Here is a 15,674-nt window from a genome sequence, read left to right as displayed (position 1 = left end):
GAGAACGATGGCAACCTTTGACGCCGTGTTTGTCGGCCTGACTATTCTGGATATCGCCGGGCGCCCGGTGGTGGCGATCCCGCCGCGCGGCGGCGTCGCCTTTATTGAGCAAATTCGCCTCAACCCCGCCGGCACCGCCGCGGGGGCCAATATTAACGCCGCGAAGCTCGGGATCCGCACCGCAGCGGTGGCCTGCCTGGGCGAAGATGAAAAAGCCGACTTTATCCTCGCCAGCTATGCCCGGCTGGGCATCGACTGCTCGCTTATCCAGCGCACCGCGCTGAAGGAGACCTCGGCGACGATCCTGCCGATTCGCCCCAACGGCGAACGTCCGGCCCTGCACTGCCGGGGGGCGTCTGACGCCCTGTTCGTCAGTGAGGCGGAATTTGACGCCGTCCTTGACTGTCGCTTCCTGCATCACGGCGGGACCGGACTGCTGGCGGCAATGGACCAGGGACAGAGCGCGCGGCTGTTGCAGGCGGCCAAAGCGCGCGGGGTCACCACCAGCTTTGATCTTATCGCCCCGAATGAACACACTCTGGAACTGCTGCGGCCCCTGCTGCCGTCGGTGGATTATTTCATGCCTTCCCTGGAGGAAGCCGCCTTTCTCTCCGGGGAGACGCAGCCGGAGGCCATCGCCCGCTTTTTCTTTGCGCTGGGCGTGGGCACCTGCATTCTGAAAGACGGCGAGAACGGCTCCTGGCTTATCGGCCGCGATGGCATGCTGGAGCATATTGCGCCGTGGCCGGTCGAGGCGGTGGATACCACCGGCTGCGGCGACAGCTACTGCGGCGGGTTTATAGCCGCGCTGGCGCGCGGACTCAGCGTGAAAGCAGCGTGCGACGTCGCCTCGGCGGTGGCCGCGCTGGTGGCGACCGGGATGGGATCGGATGCCGGGGTGGTGGACTGGGAACAGACCCAGGCTTTTATGGCGGCCCATCGCCCCTGACGCTGGACCCGCGCTGCCGCAGGCGCGGCGGCGCTAGCGGCTTAACGCCACTGGTACAGCAGCGGCTCTCCGGCGACATAGCGCTGAAGATCGGCGGCAATCATCGCCGTGTGTTTGGCGATACTCTCCCGGGTAGCCCCGGCGATATGCGGCGTAATAATCACGTTATCAAACTCGGTGACAAATGGGTGATCGCGCCACAGCGGTTCTCGGTGATACACGTCCAGCGCCGCGCCGCCCAGCGGGCCGTGACGCAGGGCATCAATCAGCGCCGCTTCGTCGACCACCGCCGCGCGGGAGGTATTGATCAGCAGCGCGCCGGGCTTCATGCTGTTTAACAGCGCCGCATTCACCAGCCCGTCGCTGTGCGGTCCGCTGCTCAGATGCAGGCTGACGATATCCGCGTCGCGGAACAGCGCCTCGAGGGTCGTTTTCTGTAGCCCTGGCTCATTGATATCCTCTGCGGCGACGAACGGATCCACCACCCGCACCGCCATGCCGAACGCCCGGGCGATACGCGCCACCCGGCGGCCAATGTTGCCATAGCCCACCAGCCCCAACGTTTTATTGCGCAGTTCACTGCCCTTAAACACTTCATAGGGGCTTTCCGGGCTCACGTCCCAGACCACATCCCGCCGCAGGCCCTGCTGGGTGGCGGCGGCGGCATTATCAGCCTGCGTGAACTCCCCCCGCTTCAGCGCCGCATGGGATTGCGGAATGTGGCGCGCCAGGCTGAGCATCAGGCCAAGCGTCAGCTCCGCGGCGGCATCGGCATTGCGCCCCGGGGTGTAGAGCACCCGGATGCCGCGCGCCTGCGCGGCCTGGGTATCAATATTCACCGGATTGGCGCGGGTACAGGCGATCACCTGCAGGCGCGGACAGGCGGCCATCACCGCGTCCGTCACTTCATCATAGCTGGTCACCAGCACCTCGGCGTCGTGGGCCAGCTCAATCAGCTGGCCGGCGCTGAGTTTCGGTTTGCCCAGCGCCCATCCCTCCACCAGCAGCTCGCCCAGCTGGTGGAAGGCGCTAAGGTCGCCAGCATGCTCGGCGGTAAAAACGATTTTCATGGTTGTACTTCCTGAGAAAGATGTTGAAGAGCGGCCTGCCTGGCCTGCCATACCGGCAGCATCTGCTCGCGCAGCAGGCGATAAACGGGATACAGCGCCGCATAGCGGGCATGCGCCTGAGGGCGCGGCTGATAGCGGGTCTGCGCCAGCGGAGGCGTCTCGGCCAGCGCAGCGACGCTGCGGGCCGCCAGAATCGCCGCCCCGCGCGCGCTCAGTTCGTTAAAGGCGCTGGAGACCACCGTGCGCCCGGTACAGTCGGCGATAATCTGCAGCCAGGTGGCCGAGGCGGCGCCGCCGCCGGTCAGATACAGCTCGCCGCCCTGCGGATAACCCTGCAGCGCATCGACAATGGCGAAGGCCAGGCCTTCAAACACCGCGCGCTGCAGTTCGGCGCGGGTGGTGTGCGGGCTAATGCCGATAAAGCCGGCCCGCGCGTCGGGACTGTAAAACGGCGCGCGTTCGCCATTGAGGTACGGCTGCCAGAAGACGCCGCCGCTGCCCGGCTCCACGTCCGCGATCGCCTGCTCCAGCCGACCCAGATCGGCGTCCAGCGAAATATGCTGCTGCAGCCAGTCAATGTTTGGCGTACCGGCCTGCATCGGAAACAGCGAGATCACCTGTCCGGCTTCGGTATGGGTGACAAAGCGCGTCGCCTCGTTCACCGTCTGCGGGCCGCGGCAGACGATCCCGGTGCAGCAGGTGGTGCCGAGGATCGTGTAGATGTCCCCTTCGTTGACCGCGCCGCAGCCCAGCGCGGCGCTGCAGAGATCCAGCGCCCCGGCGGCCACCGGCGTCGCGGCGGGCAGCCCGGTTAGCGCCGCCACCGCGTCGCTCAGCGTGCCGGCCGGAGCATCCGGGGCCAGCAGCGGGGGAAACAGCGGCAGCAGTTCATCCAGCCCCATCTCGTTCATCACCACCGAGGACCAGCTGCCGCTCTGCTGATTGAGTAACGAGCTGCTGGCGTCCGTCAGCTCCAGCGCCGCCACGCCGGTCAGGCGAAAGCGGATCCAGTCCTTGGCGAAAAACAGATAGCGCGCGGCCGCCAGCCGCTCCGGCTGATACTGTTTCAGCCAGTACAGCTGCAGGCTGGTATTGCAGGGCTGCAGGTGGGTGCCGGTATCGGCGAAATAGCGCCGGTCAAAGCCGGGCCGGCGCAGCAGGTCGCTCATCAGCGCGTGGCTGCGGGTATCGCTCCACAGGATCCCCGGGCCCACCGGTTCGCCCTGCTCATCGCTGAGCCAGACTCCCTCCCCTTGCCCGGCGAGGCCGATGGCCCGCAGCCGCCCCGCCTGCAGCGCCGGGTGGCGGGCAATCTGGCGCAGAATAGCCAGCACCGAATGCCACAGCTGGGTCATATCCTGTTCCGCGTAGCCATTGGCCGACAGGCGGGGGGAGGTGTTTTCCGCGGCGCTGGCGCGCGCGGTGAAATGCTGATCAAACAGCACCGCTTTCACCCGGGAGGTGCCGATATCGATACCAAGATAAAAATCCATACCTGCTCCGGCTCAAGGCTCGTAGCGGCGGCGCATCAGCTCGCACTCGAACAGGAACTCCAGCCCTTCCAGCTGTCGGCGGGCCTCCTGAATATCTTTCCCCCAGCAGGTCAGGCCATGTCCGCGCAGCAGAAAGCCGTAGCGCAGCGGGCGGGTTTGCGCATAATCGGCAATCCGCGCCGCCAGGGCGTCAATATCCTGATCGTTATCGAAGATGGCGACCGGAATGGTGTCGAGATGGCTGTGCTGCCCGCTGAGGGTTTTCTGCATTTCATACCCCTGCAGCGCCAGCGTGTCGCTTTTTTCGATGCGCGACAGCACGGTGGCGTTGACGGTATGCACATGCAGCACCACGTTGGCCTCCGGGAACAGGCGATAGACCAGCGTGTGCAGGCCGGTCTCGGCCGACGGTTTCCGTCCGGAAGGGGCCTGGTTGGTGGCGATCTCCACCTGCAGGAAATCCTCGGTCGTCAGGCTGCCTTTGTCGCGGCCCGACTCGCTTAGCCAGCACCAGGTGTCATCCTGACGCACCGACATATTGCCGCCGGTCGCCGGCGCCCAGCCTTTCGCGCCGATCCAATGACAGGTGGTAACCAGTTGCGCGAGTCTTTCTTGCCACATAGCAGTTCCTTAGGTTAGCGATAATTTATTTAGCCGTCTAAATGGCTATTTACCCGATACTAACACCGCTAACCGGAGGGAACAATATTTCAGGAAACACACATAAGCCAAATGGTTATATCATAAATGCATATTAAATAACCTTTATTCACAGCAATTTAACCAACCGCGGTGATTCCGCTACGATTCCCTCCTGTCTGGCGCCAAAACGCTGGCGGATTCTGCTGGCTGAAATTCTCCGCCTGCGCCGGGAATACCGTCGCCGCTCTCCTCTGCCCCCGACTGGTGCAAAACATGGCATGATGCACACTAAAATGGCATTACTTCCCCTGCATCCTGCAATAACTGTGCATATTGCACACCGCGCGCTATTCCCCGTGCCCGGTTTTTCCTGGCACATCTCTTGCTACTTCCGGCTATCACCGCCCATCTAACCAGCCAGAGGTTCCAGGATGTCAAACAGCAATGATTTTCCCCTCGTCGAAGCGCCTGCCGCCGGACGTAAAGGCGTATTTTCCATCGCCATGGTGTTATTCAGCTTTACCTTTTTCACCGGCACGATGTTCGCCGGCGGTAAACTCGGCGTCTCCTTTTCCATCGTCAATCTGCTGTGGATAGCCTTCATCGGCAACGCCTTGCTGGCCCTGTATGCCGCATCGCTGGGCTGGATCGCCGCGCGCAGCGGCCTGAATACGGTGCTGATGGGCCGCTTCTGCTTCGGCGAGATCGGCAGCAAGCTGGCCGATTTTATCCTTGGCTTTGCCGAGCTGGGCTGGTACGCGTGGGGGACGGCCACGGTCGCTATCTCGCTGGTGAAGATCCTCGCCCTGCCCGAGGCGCTGACCCTGCCGCTGATGGTGCTGTTTGGCATTCTGTTCTGCGTCACCGCGCTGGTGGGCTACAAGGGGCTGGACGCGCTGTCGCGCCTGTCGGTGCCGCTGATGTTCGTGCTGCTGGTGGTCTCCATGTATCTGGCGCTGCGCCACGCCGGCGGCTGGCAGGCGATGACCCGCATTGCGCCAGGCGACGCCATGACCTGGTCGGCGGCCATCACCATGGTCTTTGGCACCTTCGCCAGCGGCGCCACCCAGGCGACAAACTGGACCCGGCTGGCCAACTCCAGCCGTACCGCCATTCTCGCCAGCATGGGCAGCTTCCTCGTCGGCAACGGGCTGATGATCGTCGCCGGCGCCTGGTGCGCTATCGTCTATCAACAGGCCGATATCGTCGAAGTGCTGATCCTGCAGGGGCTGTCGGTGGCCGCGGTGATCATGCTGTGTCTCAATCTGCTGACCATCCAGGGCCCCACCATCTATAACGTCTCCGCCGCCGCCTGCCATCTGCTGCGCAGCGAACGTCGCCGCACGCTGACCCTCGCCGCCGCCGGGGTGGGCATTGTGCTGGCCATTGGCGGTATGTACGAAATGCTGATCCCGTTCCTCGTGCTGCTGGGCAGCATTATCCCGCCCATCGGCGGGGTGATCCTCGCCGACTACTGGTTCGCCCGCGGCGGGCGCTATCCCCTGCTGCAGAACGCCCGCTTGCCGCGTTTTAACTGGCTGGGACTCGGCGCCTACGCCGCCGGCGCGGTGGTGGCTTATCTGTCGCCGTGGATCGCGCCGCTGGTGGGGATCACCGTCTCCGCGCTGGTCTATATCGCCCTGACCCTGCTAAGCAAGCGTCAGCCTGCCGCCGTCGCGGAGCAGGAGCCATGAGCCTGACGGTCAGCGAACTGCTGGCCCTTGAGGGACTCTCCGCCCTGCGTCTGCGGGCGGGAAAGCAAGGGCTGCAGCGGGCGGTACGCTGGTACTACGTGGCGGAAAATGAGCATATCGCCGAGTGGATCATGGGCGGCGAGCTGGTCTTTATCACTGGCATCAACCATCCCCGGGATGAAGCCAACCTGATCCAGCTGCTGATGGAGGGCAAACAGCGCGGCATCGCCGGGATGGTGATCCTCACCGGCGAGGCCTATATCCACGCCATTCCCGCCACGCTGATCGCGCTTGCCGACGAGCTGGGCATTCCACTGATCGAGCAGCCCTACCTGCTGAAGATGGTGATTGTCACCGAGCGGGTCGGCACCGCGCTGGTTCGCAGCGAAAGCGCCCTGCAGTCGCAGCGCGACATCCTGATGCAGCTGGTCACCGGCGACTATCCGGACCTGCAGATGCTCCACCTGCGCGCCCTCCACCAGCAGCTCGATTTTACCCGCCCGCTGCGGCTGGCGGCGCTGCGCCTGGAGGGACTGTCCCGCCTGTTTCGCCAGTTTCCGCCCGAACAGGCCGAAGCCTGGCTGCAGCAGGCCCACCGCAGCGTGCGCCAGCAGCTGCAGCTGCAGCTCAACCAGCAGGGCAACCCCTTCCCGCTGCTGGAGCGCAGCAATATGTTCCTTTTCCTGCTGCCGGATGAGGAGGGGGAAGGCTTTCAGCAGAAAAAGTGGCTACAGCAGTGGCTGCAGACGCTGGCGGAGGGAGAAGAGAGTTTGTCGCTGCTCTGCGGCCTTTCCGCGCCGGTCAGGCAGCTGCAGGGCTACCCGCGGGCGCTGTCGCAGGCGCGACAGGCACTGGATCTTTGCGATACCCTGCGGCCGACCCAGCGGATCAGCGACTATCAGCAGCTGGGGTTTATCAAACTGCTGTCCGCGGTCAGCGACCCGGCGCTGCTCAACGATTTTATGCACGACACCCTGGGCTGCCTGATCGAGCCGGGCCGTAAAGCGCCGTGGCTGCTGCTGGAGACCCTCGAGACGCTGCAGCAGGAGAACGGCAACGTGGTGCGGGCCGCCGACCGGCTGGGTCTCCATCGCAACACCTTGCATCAGCGCATCCAGCGTATTGAAAAACTGACCGGCTACCCGGTCAGCCACCCTCAGTTTCATCTCAACGCCTCGGTCGCGCTGGTGATCTGGCGTTTATCGCAAAACCATTTACAGGACCAACCATGAAAATTGTTAACGCCCGCCTGCGCCGCCAGGAGGCGCTGTTTACCCTTGAGCTGCAGGACGGCCTGATTCAGCGCATGACCGCCCAAACCGCGATGCAGACCGCCGTCGCCGGCGATATCGACGCCCAGGGCCGGCTAGCGATCCCCCCCTTCGTCGAGCCGCATATTCATCTTGACGCCACCCTCACCGCGGGCGAGCCGGAGTGGAACCGCAGCGGCACCCTGTTTGAAGGCATCACCCGCTGGAGCCAGCGCAAAGCGAGCATCACCCCGGAGGACACCCGCCAGCGGGCGCTGAAAACCATCGGCATGCTGCGCGATTTCGGCGTCCAGCACGTCCGGACCCATGTGGATGTCACCGACCCGTCGCTGTCGGCCCTGCAGGCGCTGCTGGCGGTGAAAAAAGAGGCCGCCGATCTCATCGATCTGCAGATTGTCGCCTTTCCGCAGGAGGGGATTGAATCCTACCCCGACGGTCGGGGGCTGATGACGCGCGCCATCGAGATGGGCGCCGACGTGGTGGGCGGCATTCCGCACTATGAAAACACCCGCGACAAAGGGGTCAGTTCGGTGATGTTTTTGATGGACCTCGCCCAGCGCTATGGCCGCCTGGTGGATGTCCACTGCGATGAAATCGACGATCCGCAGTCGCGTTTTCTCGAAGTGCTGGCGGAAGAGGCCCGGGTGCGCGGTATGGGGGCGCAGGTCACCGCCAGCCACACCTGCGCGATGGGCTCTTATGACAACGCCTACTGTTCGAAGCTGTTTCGCCTGCTGAAAGCCTCGGGGATCAACTTTATCTCCTGCCCGACCGAAAGCATTCATCTGCAGGGCCGGTTTGACAGCTGGCCGAAACGGCGCGGCGTCACCCGGGTGGCGGAGCTGGATCGCGCCGGCATCAACGTCTGCTTTGCTCAGGACTCGATTCAGGATCCGTGGTATCCGCTGGGGAACGGCAATATCCTGCGCATTCTGGATGCCGGACTGCACATCTGCCATATGCTCGGCTATGACGATCTGCAGCGCTGCCTCGACTTCGTCACCGACAACAGCGCCCGGGCGCTCTGTCTGGGCGATAACTACGGCCTCGCCGAAGGCCGCCCGGCTAACCTGCTGATCCTCGATGCGGAAAACGACTACGAGGCCGTCCGCCGCCAGGCGCGGGTGCTAACCTCCATTCGCCACGGTAAGGTGATTTTACAGCGTGAGGTGGAGCACATCCGCTACCCGGCATAAGGCGCAAGGCGCTGCGCGTCGGCGCCTTTCTGTGATACCTTTTCAGGCAGTGTGCGTGACCGACGCCCGCCCGGGCGTCGGCTTCCTGGAAAACAGACGGCGCGAAACGACGATGAGCGATAAAAAATGGATTAAGGCCGAGGATGTGGCCAGACTGGCCGGCGTCTCGCGCTCGGCGGTCTCCCGGACCTTCACCCCCGGCGCCTCGGTGTCGGAGAAGACCCGGCAGAAGGTGCTGAGCGCCGCGGAAGCTCTGGGCTATCAGGTGAATATCATCGCCCGGACGATGATCACCGGCAGCAGTAATTTTATCGGCATCGTCACCGCCGGTTTCGACAACCCGTTTCGCAGCAAACTGCTGGCGCCGCTGGTCCATCAGCTGGCGCTCAACGGCTTTATGCCGCTGCTGATGAACGCTGACGATCCGCAGCAGCTCGCCCCTTCGCTTAAACAGCTGCTGAGCTACCACGTCGCCGGCGTGATCATCACCTCCGGCGCGCCGCCGCTGTCGCTGGCGGAAGAGTACCTGGCGCGCAAGATCCCCGTCACCCTGATCAACCGTCATGCGGACCTCGCCGGCTGCGACCGGGTGTGCAGCGATAACGCCCAGGGGGCGAAGCTGGTGGCGGGCTTGTTCAGTCGTCGAGGCTGGCGGCAGGTTGGCTTTATTGGCGAAAATCGCGAGAACTTCAGCACCCGCCAGCGTTATGACGCGTTCATCGCTCAGACGTCGGGCATGACAGTGACCAGCCGCTTCTGCGACGGCGGCGGTTATCAGGCCGGCCACCAGGCCGCCAGAGAATTAGTTGCTGAAAACCCCGGGGTGCAGGCCCTGTTCTGCGCCACCGATATGCTGGCGCTGGGCGCCCTGGACGGCCTGCGGGACGCCCCCGCCGCCGCCCCGCTACCGGCCATCGTCGGCTTTGACGATATCCCGCAGGCGGACTGGCGCCCCTATCAGCTCACCACCGTTCAACAGAATACCGCCCTGCTGGCCCACCACGCGGTGGATCTGTTGATGACGCGGATCGCCCGCTTCAGCCTGCCCTCGCGCCATCGCGAAGTGCCAGTGAAACTAATTATTCGTCAAAGTGCGAAATGAAAAAATCATTTTATGCTGGATCGATCACAGAATCTTCTGTGAAACCCGGCCACACTCATTCGGCCCTTCGGGGCTGTTTTTTTCACGCAAAATGCACACGTGTGCAAAATAGGGAGTCACTATGCAATCTCAGGAATCAGAAGCGCTACAGACCCGCTACCGCCTGGCCTGCGAGCTGGCGAAAGCGGGGGCTGAGCTGGCGTTTGAATACTATCAACAACGCGAAGCGCTGACCGTCGACCATAAGGGCGACGATCTGCAGGATGTGGTCAGCGTGGCCGATAAGCGGGTGGAGGCCTTTGTGAAACAGCGCATTCAGAGCGCGTTTCCGGAGGATGGTTTTCTCGGCGAAGAGAGCGGCGCCCGCCTGTCCGACGCGCGGGTGCTGTGGGTGGTCGACCCCATCGATGGCACCAGCTGTTTCCTCAACGGCTTGCACACCTGGTGCCTGTCGCTGGCGATCGTCGCCGACGGCGAACCGGTCATCGGCGTGGTCTATGACCCCAACCATCGCGAGCTGTTTCACGCCCTGCGGGGCCATGGCGCCTGGCTCAACGACGCCCCGATCCGTCCGCACCCCGCGACGACGGTCAGGGAGGGGGTGATGGGCGTCGGCACCTCGCATCGCGTCACCCCGGCGGACTTTCTGCCGTTTCTGCAGGCGCTGCTCAGCGACGGCGGCATGTTTATCCGCAACGGCTCCGGCGCGCTGATGAGCGCCTGGGCGGCGGCAGGCCGGTTGATTGGCTACTACGAGCCGCACATGAACCCGTGGGACGCCCTGCCGGGGCTGGTGCTGATGCGCGAAGCGGGCGGCGCCAGCAACGATTTTCTGGCGCTGGAGGGGATCCAGCGCGGCAACCCGCTGCTGCTGGCCAGCCAGACGCTCTACCCGCAGCTGAAAAAGATGATCCTACAACCATTACATTAACCCTTACGGGTCAGGCTATTTCTGATTATGTACTCTACACAGTAACGATAACTTCATTCACGGACGAACCACATCAATCAGTCAGGCCTCCGACCTGCGGAGAACCACCTATGTCTGGAATTATCGCTTTTTTCCGGGCGTCGCCGCCGAAAGCGGGCGCCGCGTTTGATGAACACCGTTTTCGCCGGGTGCGCTGGCAAACCTTTATCGCCATGACCCTGGCCTACGTCACCTTTTACGTCTGCCGGTTATCGTTCACCGTCGCCAAAAGCGCGCTGGTGGAGCTGGGGATCACCCCGACGGAGCTCGGCATGATCGGCTCCACCCTGTTCTTCAGCTACGCCATCGGCAAACTGGTCAACGGCTTTATCGCCGATCACGCCAACGTGGTGCGCTATATGAGCCTCGGTTTATTGCTCAGCGCCGGGATGAACCTGATGATGGGGATGACCACCAACGCCCTGCTGCTGGCCATCTTCTGGGGGATCAACGGCTGGGCGCAGTCGATGGGCGTCGGCCCCTGCGCGGTCTCGCTGGCGCGCTGGTACGGCGTTAAGGAGCGCGGCACCTTCTATGGCATCTGGTCGACGGCACATAATATCGGCGAGGCCGTCACCTATATGGTGATCGCCGCGGTGATCGCCGGGTTTGGCTGGCAGATGGGCTACCTGTCCACCGCCGCGCTCGGCGCCGCCGGCGTGGTGCTGCTGGTGCTGTTCATGCACGATTCGCCGCAGAGCAGCGGCTTCCCGTCCATCAACGTCATCCGCGATGAACCGCAGGAGGAGGCCGAAGCCCGCGGCTCGGTGTTTAAAAACCAGCTGCTGGCGCTGCGCAACCCGGCGCTGTGGACCCTCGCCCTCGCCTCCGCCTTTATGTACATCGACCGCTACGCCGTCAACTCCTGGGGGATCTTCTTTCTGGAGCAGGATAAAGCCTACTCCACGCTGGAGGCGTCCGGGATTATCGGCGTCAACGCCATCGCCGGCATCGCCGGGACCATCATCGCCGGCATGCTCTCCGACCGCTTTTTCCCGCGCAACCGCAGCGTGATGGCCGGGTTTATCAGCCTGCTGAACACCGCCGGCTTCGCCCTGATGCTCTGGTCGCCGCACAATTATTACACTGATATTCTGGCGATGATTATCTTCGGGGCAACCATTGGCGCTCTGACCTGCTTTCTCGGCGGGCTGATCGCCGTCGATATCTCCTCGCGCAAAGCGGCGGGGGCCGCGCTCGGCACCATCGGCATCGCCAGCTACGCCGGCGCCGGCCTGGGCGAGTTTCTCACCGGGATCATTATTGATAAAACGGCTATCCTTGAGAACGGCAAAACGCTGTATGATTTCAGCACGTTGGCGCTGTTCTGGGTGGGTACCGGTCTGGGTTCCGCGCTACTCTGTTTTACCACTGCCGCCATCGTCGCCCGGCGCCATGCCGTCGAACGGCAGACCTCGTTCTCCTCATAACCGATTAACGAATTAAGGAAGAAGATATGATGCCTGCAAGACATCAGGGGCTGTTACGCCTGTTTATCGCCTGCGCGCTGCCGCTGCTGGCGCTGCAATCTGCCGCCGCCGCGGACTGGCAGCTGGAGAAAGTGGTGGAGCTTAGCCGCCACGGGATTCGTCCGCCGACGGCCGGCAACCGGGAAGCCATCGAGGCCGCCACCGGACGACCGTGGACCGAGTGGACCACCCATGACGGCGAGCTCACCGGTCATGGCTATGCCGCCGTGGTCAATAAAGGGCGTGAGGAAGGCCAGCACTATCGCCAGCTTGGCCTGCTGCAGTCGGGATGCCCGACGGCGGAGTCGATTTACGTGCGCGCCAGCCCGCTGCAGCGGACGCGGGCGACCGCCCAGGCGCTGGTGGATGGCGCCTTCCCCGGCTGCGGCGTCGCTATCCATTACGTCAGCGGGGACGCCGATCCGCTGTTTCAGACCGACAAATTCGCCGCCACGCAAACCGACCCCGCCCGCCAGCTGGCGGCGGTAAAAGAGAAGGCCGGGGATCTGGCGCAGCGTCGGCAGGCGCTGGCGCCGGCCATCCAGCTTTTGAAACAGGCGGTTTGTCAGGCCGATAAGCCCTGTCCGGTCTTCGACACCCCGTGGCAGGTCGAGCAGAGTAAAAGCGGGAAAACCACCATTAGCGGACTGAGCGTGATGGCCAATATGGTGGAGACGCTGCGTCTCGGCTGGAGTGAAAACCTGCCTCTCAGCCAGCTGGCGTGGGGCAAGATCGCCCAGGCCAGTCAGATCACCGCCCTGCTGCCGCTGTTAACGGAAAACTACGATCTGAGCAACGACGTGCTGTATACCGCGCAAAAACGCGGGTCGGTGCTGCTCAACGCCATGCTCGACGGCGTCAAACCAGAGGCGAATCCGAACGTACGCTGGCTGCTGCTGGTGGCCCATGACACCAATATCGCCATGGTGCGCACGCTGATGAACTTTAGCTGGCAGCTGCCGGGCTACAGCCGGGGAAATATCCCGCCGGGCAGTAGCCTGGTGCTGGAGCGCTGGCGCGACGCGAAGAGCGGGGAACGCTATCTGCGGGTCTATTTCCAGGCGCAAGGCCTCGACGACCTGCGTCGTCTGCAGACGCCGGACGCGCAGCACCCGATGCTGCGTCAGGAGTGGCGTCAGCCGGGCTGCCGTCAGACCGACGTCGGTACGCTGTGTCCCTTCCAGGCGGCTATCACCGCGCTGGGTCAGCGTATCGACCGGCCCTCCGCCCCGGCGGTAGCGATGGTCCTGCCGTAGCGGCCAGGCGATTGCCCGGGCCCGGGAAACCGTTTTTTCCAGGCCCGGCACAGGGTCCGCTATCCGTGGTCCGGCGCAAACGCCCCGGCGGCAACTTGCGCCGGGGTGACCACCCCGCTGTCCAGCACCCAGCCGCTAATCAGCCCGGCAGGCGTGACGTCGAACGCCGGATTGTAAACGGCGGCCCCGGTCGGCGCCCACTGTACCGCGCCAAAGCTGCCCGCCACCCCGGTCACTTCCGCCGCGGCGCGCTGCTCAATGGGGATGGCCGCCCCGTTCGGGCAATGGCGATCGAGGGTCGTCTGCGGCGCAGCGACGTAGAACGGGATCTGGTGGTAATGGGCCAAAACCGCCAGCGAATAGGTGCCGATTTTATTCGCCACATCGCCGTTGGCGGCGATACGGTCGGCGCCGACCCACACCGCATCCACCTGCCCCTGCGCCATCAGGCTGGCGGCCATTGAATCGGTGATCAGCTGATAGGGCACGCCCATCTCGCCCAGCTCCCACGCGGTTAAACGTCCGCCCTGCAGCAGCGGCCGGGTTTCATCGACCCACACGCTGGCCACCTTTCCCTGCCGGTGCGCCAGCGCGATAACGCCCAGGGCGGTCCCCACCCCGGCGGTCGCCAGGCCACCGGTGTTGCAGTGGGTCAGCAGGCGGCTACCGGGCTTCACCAGCGCACTGCCTGCCTCAGCGATGCGGTCGCACAGCTGTTTATCTTCTTCGACCAGACGCAGGGCTTCCGCTTCCAGCGCCTGCGGGTAATCCTCCCGGGCCAGCGCCTGCTTCATGCGATCCAGATTATTCATCAGGTTGACCGCCGTCGGCCGCGCCGCGCGCAGCGTCTCCAGCGCCTGCTGGAGTTCATCCCGGCTCAGGCCGCGCTGGGCCAGCAGGGCCAGCAGCAGGCTGGCGGACAGGCCAATCAACGGCGCGCCGCGCACCCGCAGGGCGTGAATATGATCCACCAGCAGCGCAACGTTATCCGCCGCCAGCCAGCGTTTTTCCTGCGGCAAGGCCTGCTGGTCGAGAATAAAAAGCTGATTTTCACTCACCCGCAGGCTGGTGGTCTGTAATGTCTGCATGTCGTTAAATCCCTGTTGCGTTGTTGTATCACATTGTGTCAGGATGAAATCCAGAAGTATAGACGTCTGAACGGCTTAATCAGAATTCGAGGATCGAGGCAATGTCGCAATACCATACCTTCACCGCCCACGACGCCGTGGCTTACGCGCAGCAGTTCGCCGGCATCGACAACCCATCTGAGCTGGTCAGCGCGCAGGAAGTGGGCGATGGCAACCTCAATCTGGTGTTTAAAGTGTTCGATCGCCAGGGCGTCAGCCGGGCGATCGTCAAACAGGCCCTGCCCTACGTGCGCTGCGTCGGCGAATCCTGGCCGCTGACCCTTGACCGCGCCCGTCTGGAAGCGCAGACCCTGGTCGCCCACTATCAGCACAGCCCGCAGCACACGGTAAAAATCCATCACTTTGATCCCGAACTGGCGGTGATGGTGATGGAAGATCTTTCTGACCACCGCATCTGGCGCGGGGAGCTTATCGCTAACGTCTACTACCCTCAGGCGGCCCGCCAGCTTGGCGACTATCTGGCACAGGTGCTGTTTCACACCAGCGATTTCTATCTCCATCCCCACGAGAAAAAGGCGCAGGTGGCGCAGTTTATTAACCCGGCGATGTGCGAGATCACCGAGGATCTGTTCTTTAACGACCCGTATCAGATCCACGCGCGCAATAACTACCCGGCGGAGCTGGAGGCCGATGTCGCCGCCCTGCGCGACGACGCCCAGCTTAAGCTGGCGGTGGCGGCGCTGAAGCACCGTTTCTTTGCCCATGCGGAAGCGCTGCTGCATGGCGATATCCACAGCGGGTCGATTTTCGTTGCCGAAGGCAGCCTGAAGGCCATCGACGCCGAGTTCGGCTACTTCGGCCCCATCGGCTTCGATATCGGCACCGCCATCGGCAACCTGCTGCTGAACTACTGCGGCCTGCCGGGCCAGCTCGGCATTCGCGACGCCGCCGCCGCGCGCGAGCAGCGGCTGAACGACATCCACCAGCTGTGGACCACCTTTGCCGAGCGCTTCCAGGCGCTGGCGGCGGAGAAAACCCGCGACGCGGCGCTGGCTTACCCCGGCTACGCCTCCGCCTTTCTGAAAAAGGTCTGGGCGGACGCGGTCGGCTTCTGCGGCAGCGAACTGATCCGCCGCAGCGTCGGGCTGTCGCACGTCGCGGATATCGACACTATCCAGGATGACGCCATGCGGCATGAGTGCCTGCGCCACGCCATTACCCTGGGCAAAGCGCTGATCGTATTGGCCGAGCGTATCGACAGCGTCGACGAGCTGCTGGCGCGGGTGCGCCAGTACAGCTGAGCGCGGCCTGTTGCCCTCACCCCGGCCCTCTCCCCCAGGGAGAGGGAGCAAAGCCTAAAAAGTGCAATCTTCTGAGATTGCCCGGCGGCGCTGCGCTTGCGCGGGCCTACAGATAACTGCATAACGGTTTGATATTGCAGTCTTTTGTAGGCCGGGTAAGGCGAAAGCCGCCA

13 protein-coding genes are annotated in these 15,674 nt (G+C 63.7%); 9 read left to right on the top strand and 4 right to left on the bottom strand.

Features of this window, described 5'->3' with window-relative positions; all coding sequences use genetic code 11:
* Window positions 1-7: 7 nt before the first annotated feature.
* Window positions 8-949, top strand: a complete 942-nt coding sequence (locus ABLV54_RS16945) for a sugar kinase (protein WP_050532993.1) — start codon at window positions 8-10, stop codon at window positions 947-949.
* A gap of 41 nt (window positions 950-990) precedes the next feature.
* On the opposite strand, the gene ABLV54_RS16940 is transcribed toward ABLV54_RS16945, so the two are convergent.
* From ABLV54_RS16940 to ABLV54_RS16930, 3 genes are read right to left on the bottom strand one after another with little or no spacing between them, the layout of a single operon-like run.
* Window positions 991-2,019 (bottom strand): 2-hydroxyacid dehydrogenase, encoded by a 1,029-nt coding sequence (locus ABLV54_RS16940; RefSeq protein ID WP_023288808.1) that lies wholly within the window; start codon window positions 2,017-2,019, stop codon window positions 991-993.
* Window positions 2,016-3,512, bottom strand: a complete 1,497-nt coding sequence (locus ABLV54_RS16935) for an FGGY-family carbohydrate kinase (RefSeq protein WP_248860983.1) — start codon at window positions 3,510-3,512, stop codon at window positions 2,016-2,018. The genes ABLV54_RS16940 and ABLV54_RS16935 overlap by 4 nt, the downstream gene beginning before the upstream one ends.
* Before the next feature lie 12 nt (window positions 3,513-3,524).
* Window positions 3,525-4,133, bottom strand: coding sequence for a methylthioribulose 1-phosphate dehydratase (locus tag ABLV54_RS16930; RefSeq protein ID WP_050532994.1), 609 nt, complete (start codon window positions 4,131-4,133; stop codon window positions 3,525-3,527).
* 452 nt (window positions 4,134-4,585) lie between these two features.
* Here ABLV54_RS16930 and codB point away from each other — a divergent pair, with 452 nt between their 5' ends.
* From codB to ABLV54_RS16895, 7 genes are all read left to right on the top strand, one after another.
* Complete coding sequence (gene codB / locus ABLV54_RS16925) at window positions 4,586-5,848, top strand: cytosine permease (RefSeq protein ID WP_044521587.1); 1,263 nt, start codon at window positions 4,586-4,588, stop codon at window positions 5,846-5,848.
* Entirely contained in the window at window positions 5,845-7,080 is a 1,236-nt protein-coding gene (locus ABLV54_RS16920; RefSeq protein WP_348814197.1) for a PucR family transcriptional regulator ligand-binding domain-containing protein, read from the top strand. The genes codB and ABLV54_RS16920 overlap by 4 nt, the downstream gene beginning before the upstream one ends.
* Complete coding sequence (codA, locus tag ABLV54_RS16915) at window positions 7,077-8,315, top strand: cytosine deaminase (RefSeq protein WP_023288804.1); 1,239 nt, start codon at window positions 7,077-7,079, stop codon at window positions 8,313-8,315. Before ABLV54_RS16920 ends, codA begins: the two co-directional genes overlap by 4 nt.
* Window positions 8,316-8,460: 145 nt before the next feature.
* On the top strand, window positions 8,461-9,417 hold the full coding sequence (locus ABLV54_RS16910) for a LacI family DNA-binding transcriptional regulator (protein ID WP_072096504.1): 957 nt from the start codon (window positions 8,461-8,463) through the stop codon (window positions 9,415-9,417).
* A 121-nt stretch (window positions 9,418-9,538) separates the two neighbouring features.
* Window positions 9,539-10,348, top strand: a complete 810-nt coding sequence (locus ABLV54_RS16905) for an inositol monophosphatase (RefSeq protein WP_050532995.1) — start codon at window positions 9,539-9,541, stop codon at window positions 10,346-10,348.
* Window positions 10,349-10,458: 110 nt separating this feature from the next.
* Entirely contained in the window at window positions 10,459-11,817 is a 1,359-nt protein-coding gene (locus ABLV54_RS16900) for an MFS transporter (RefSeq protein ID WP_023288801.1), read from the top strand.
* 26 nt (window positions 11,818-11,843) lie between these two features.
* Window positions 11,844-13,112, top strand: a complete 1,269-nt coding sequence (locus ABLV54_RS16895; RefSeq protein ID WP_101881417.1) for a histidine phosphatase family protein — start codon at window positions 11,844-11,846, stop codon at window positions 13,110-13,112.
* A gap of 59 nt (window positions 13,113-13,171) precedes the next feature.
* On the opposite strand, the gene mtnA is transcribed toward ABLV54_RS16895, so the two are convergent.
* Window positions 13,172-14,200, bottom strand: a complete 1,029-nt coding sequence (gene mtnA, locus ABLV54_RS16890) for an S-methyl-5-thioribose-1-phosphate isomerase (protein WP_050532997.1) — start codon at window positions 14,198-14,200, stop codon at window positions 13,172-13,174.
* Between the two features lie 101 nt (window positions 14,201-14,301).
* Between mtnA and mtnK the strand changes: the two genes are divergently transcribed.
* Window positions 14,302-15,501 (top strand): S-methyl-5-thioribose kinase, encoded by a 1,200-nt coding sequence (gene mtnK, locus ABLV54_RS16885; protein WP_023288798.1) that lies wholly within the window; start codon window positions 14,302-14,304, stop codon window positions 15,499-15,501.
* Window positions 15,502-15,674: the final 173 nt, after the last annotated feature.

Source organism: Klebsiella sp. JB_Kp042 (genome assembly GCF_040065275.1).
Lineage (GTDB): Bacteria > Pseudomonadota > Gammaproteobacteria > Enterobacterales > Enterobacteriaceae > Klebsiella > Klebsiella quasipneumoniae.
Note: the sequence above shows the minus strand (reverse complement) of the source record. Positions and strands in the feature narration are given on the sequence as shown.

Excerpts from the sequence above, each read along its gene's own strand:
- ABLV54_RS16945 (WP_050532993.1), top strand. The coding sequence starts at position 8 with ATGGCAACCTTTGACGCCGTGTTTGTCGGCCTGACTATTCTGGATATC.
- ABLV54_RS16940 (WP_023288808.1), bottom strand. The coding sequence starts at position 2,019 with ATGAAAATCGTTTTTACCGCCGAGCATGCTGGCGACCTTAGCGCCTTC.
- ABLV54_RS16935 (WP_248860983.1), bottom strand. The coding sequence starts at position 3,512 with ATGGATTTTTATCTTGGTATCGATATCGGCACCTCCCGGGTGAAAGCG.
- ABLV54_RS16930 (WP_050532994.1), bottom strand. The coding sequence starts at position 4,133 with ATGTGGCAAGAAAGACTCGCGCAACTGGTTACCACCTGTCATTGGATC.
- codB (WP_044521587.1), top strand. The coding sequence starts at position 4,586 with ATGTCAAACAGCAATGATTTTCCCCTCGTCGAAGCGCCTGCCGCCGGA.
- ABLV54_RS16920 (WP_348814197.1), top strand. The coding sequence starts at position 5,845 with ATGAGCCTGACGGTCAGCGAACTGCTGGCCCTTGAGGGACTCTCCGCC.
- codA (WP_023288804.1), top strand. The coding sequence starts at position 7,077 with ATGAAAATTGTTAACGCCCGCCTGCGCCGCCAGGAGGCGCTGTTTACC.
- ABLV54_RS16905 (WP_050532995.1), top strand. The coding sequence starts at position 9,539 with ATGCAATCTCAGGAATCAGAAGCGCTACAGACCCGCTACCGCCTGGCC.
- ABLV54_RS16900 (WP_023288801.1), top strand. The coding sequence starts at position 10,459 with ATGTCTGGAATTATCGCTTTTTTCCGGGCGTCGCCGCCGAAAGCGGGC.
- ABLV54_RS16895 (WP_101881417.1), top strand. The coding sequence starts at position 11,844 with ATGATGCCTGCAAGACATCAGGGGCTGTTACGCCTGTTTATCGCCTGC.
- mtnA (WP_050532997.1), bottom strand. The coding sequence starts at position 14,200 with ATGCAGACATTACAGACCACCAGCCTGCGGGTGAGTGAAAATCAGCTT.
- mtnK (WP_023288798.1), top strand. The coding sequence starts at position 14,302 with ATGTCGCAATACCATACCTTCACCGCCCACGACGCCGTGGCTTACGCG.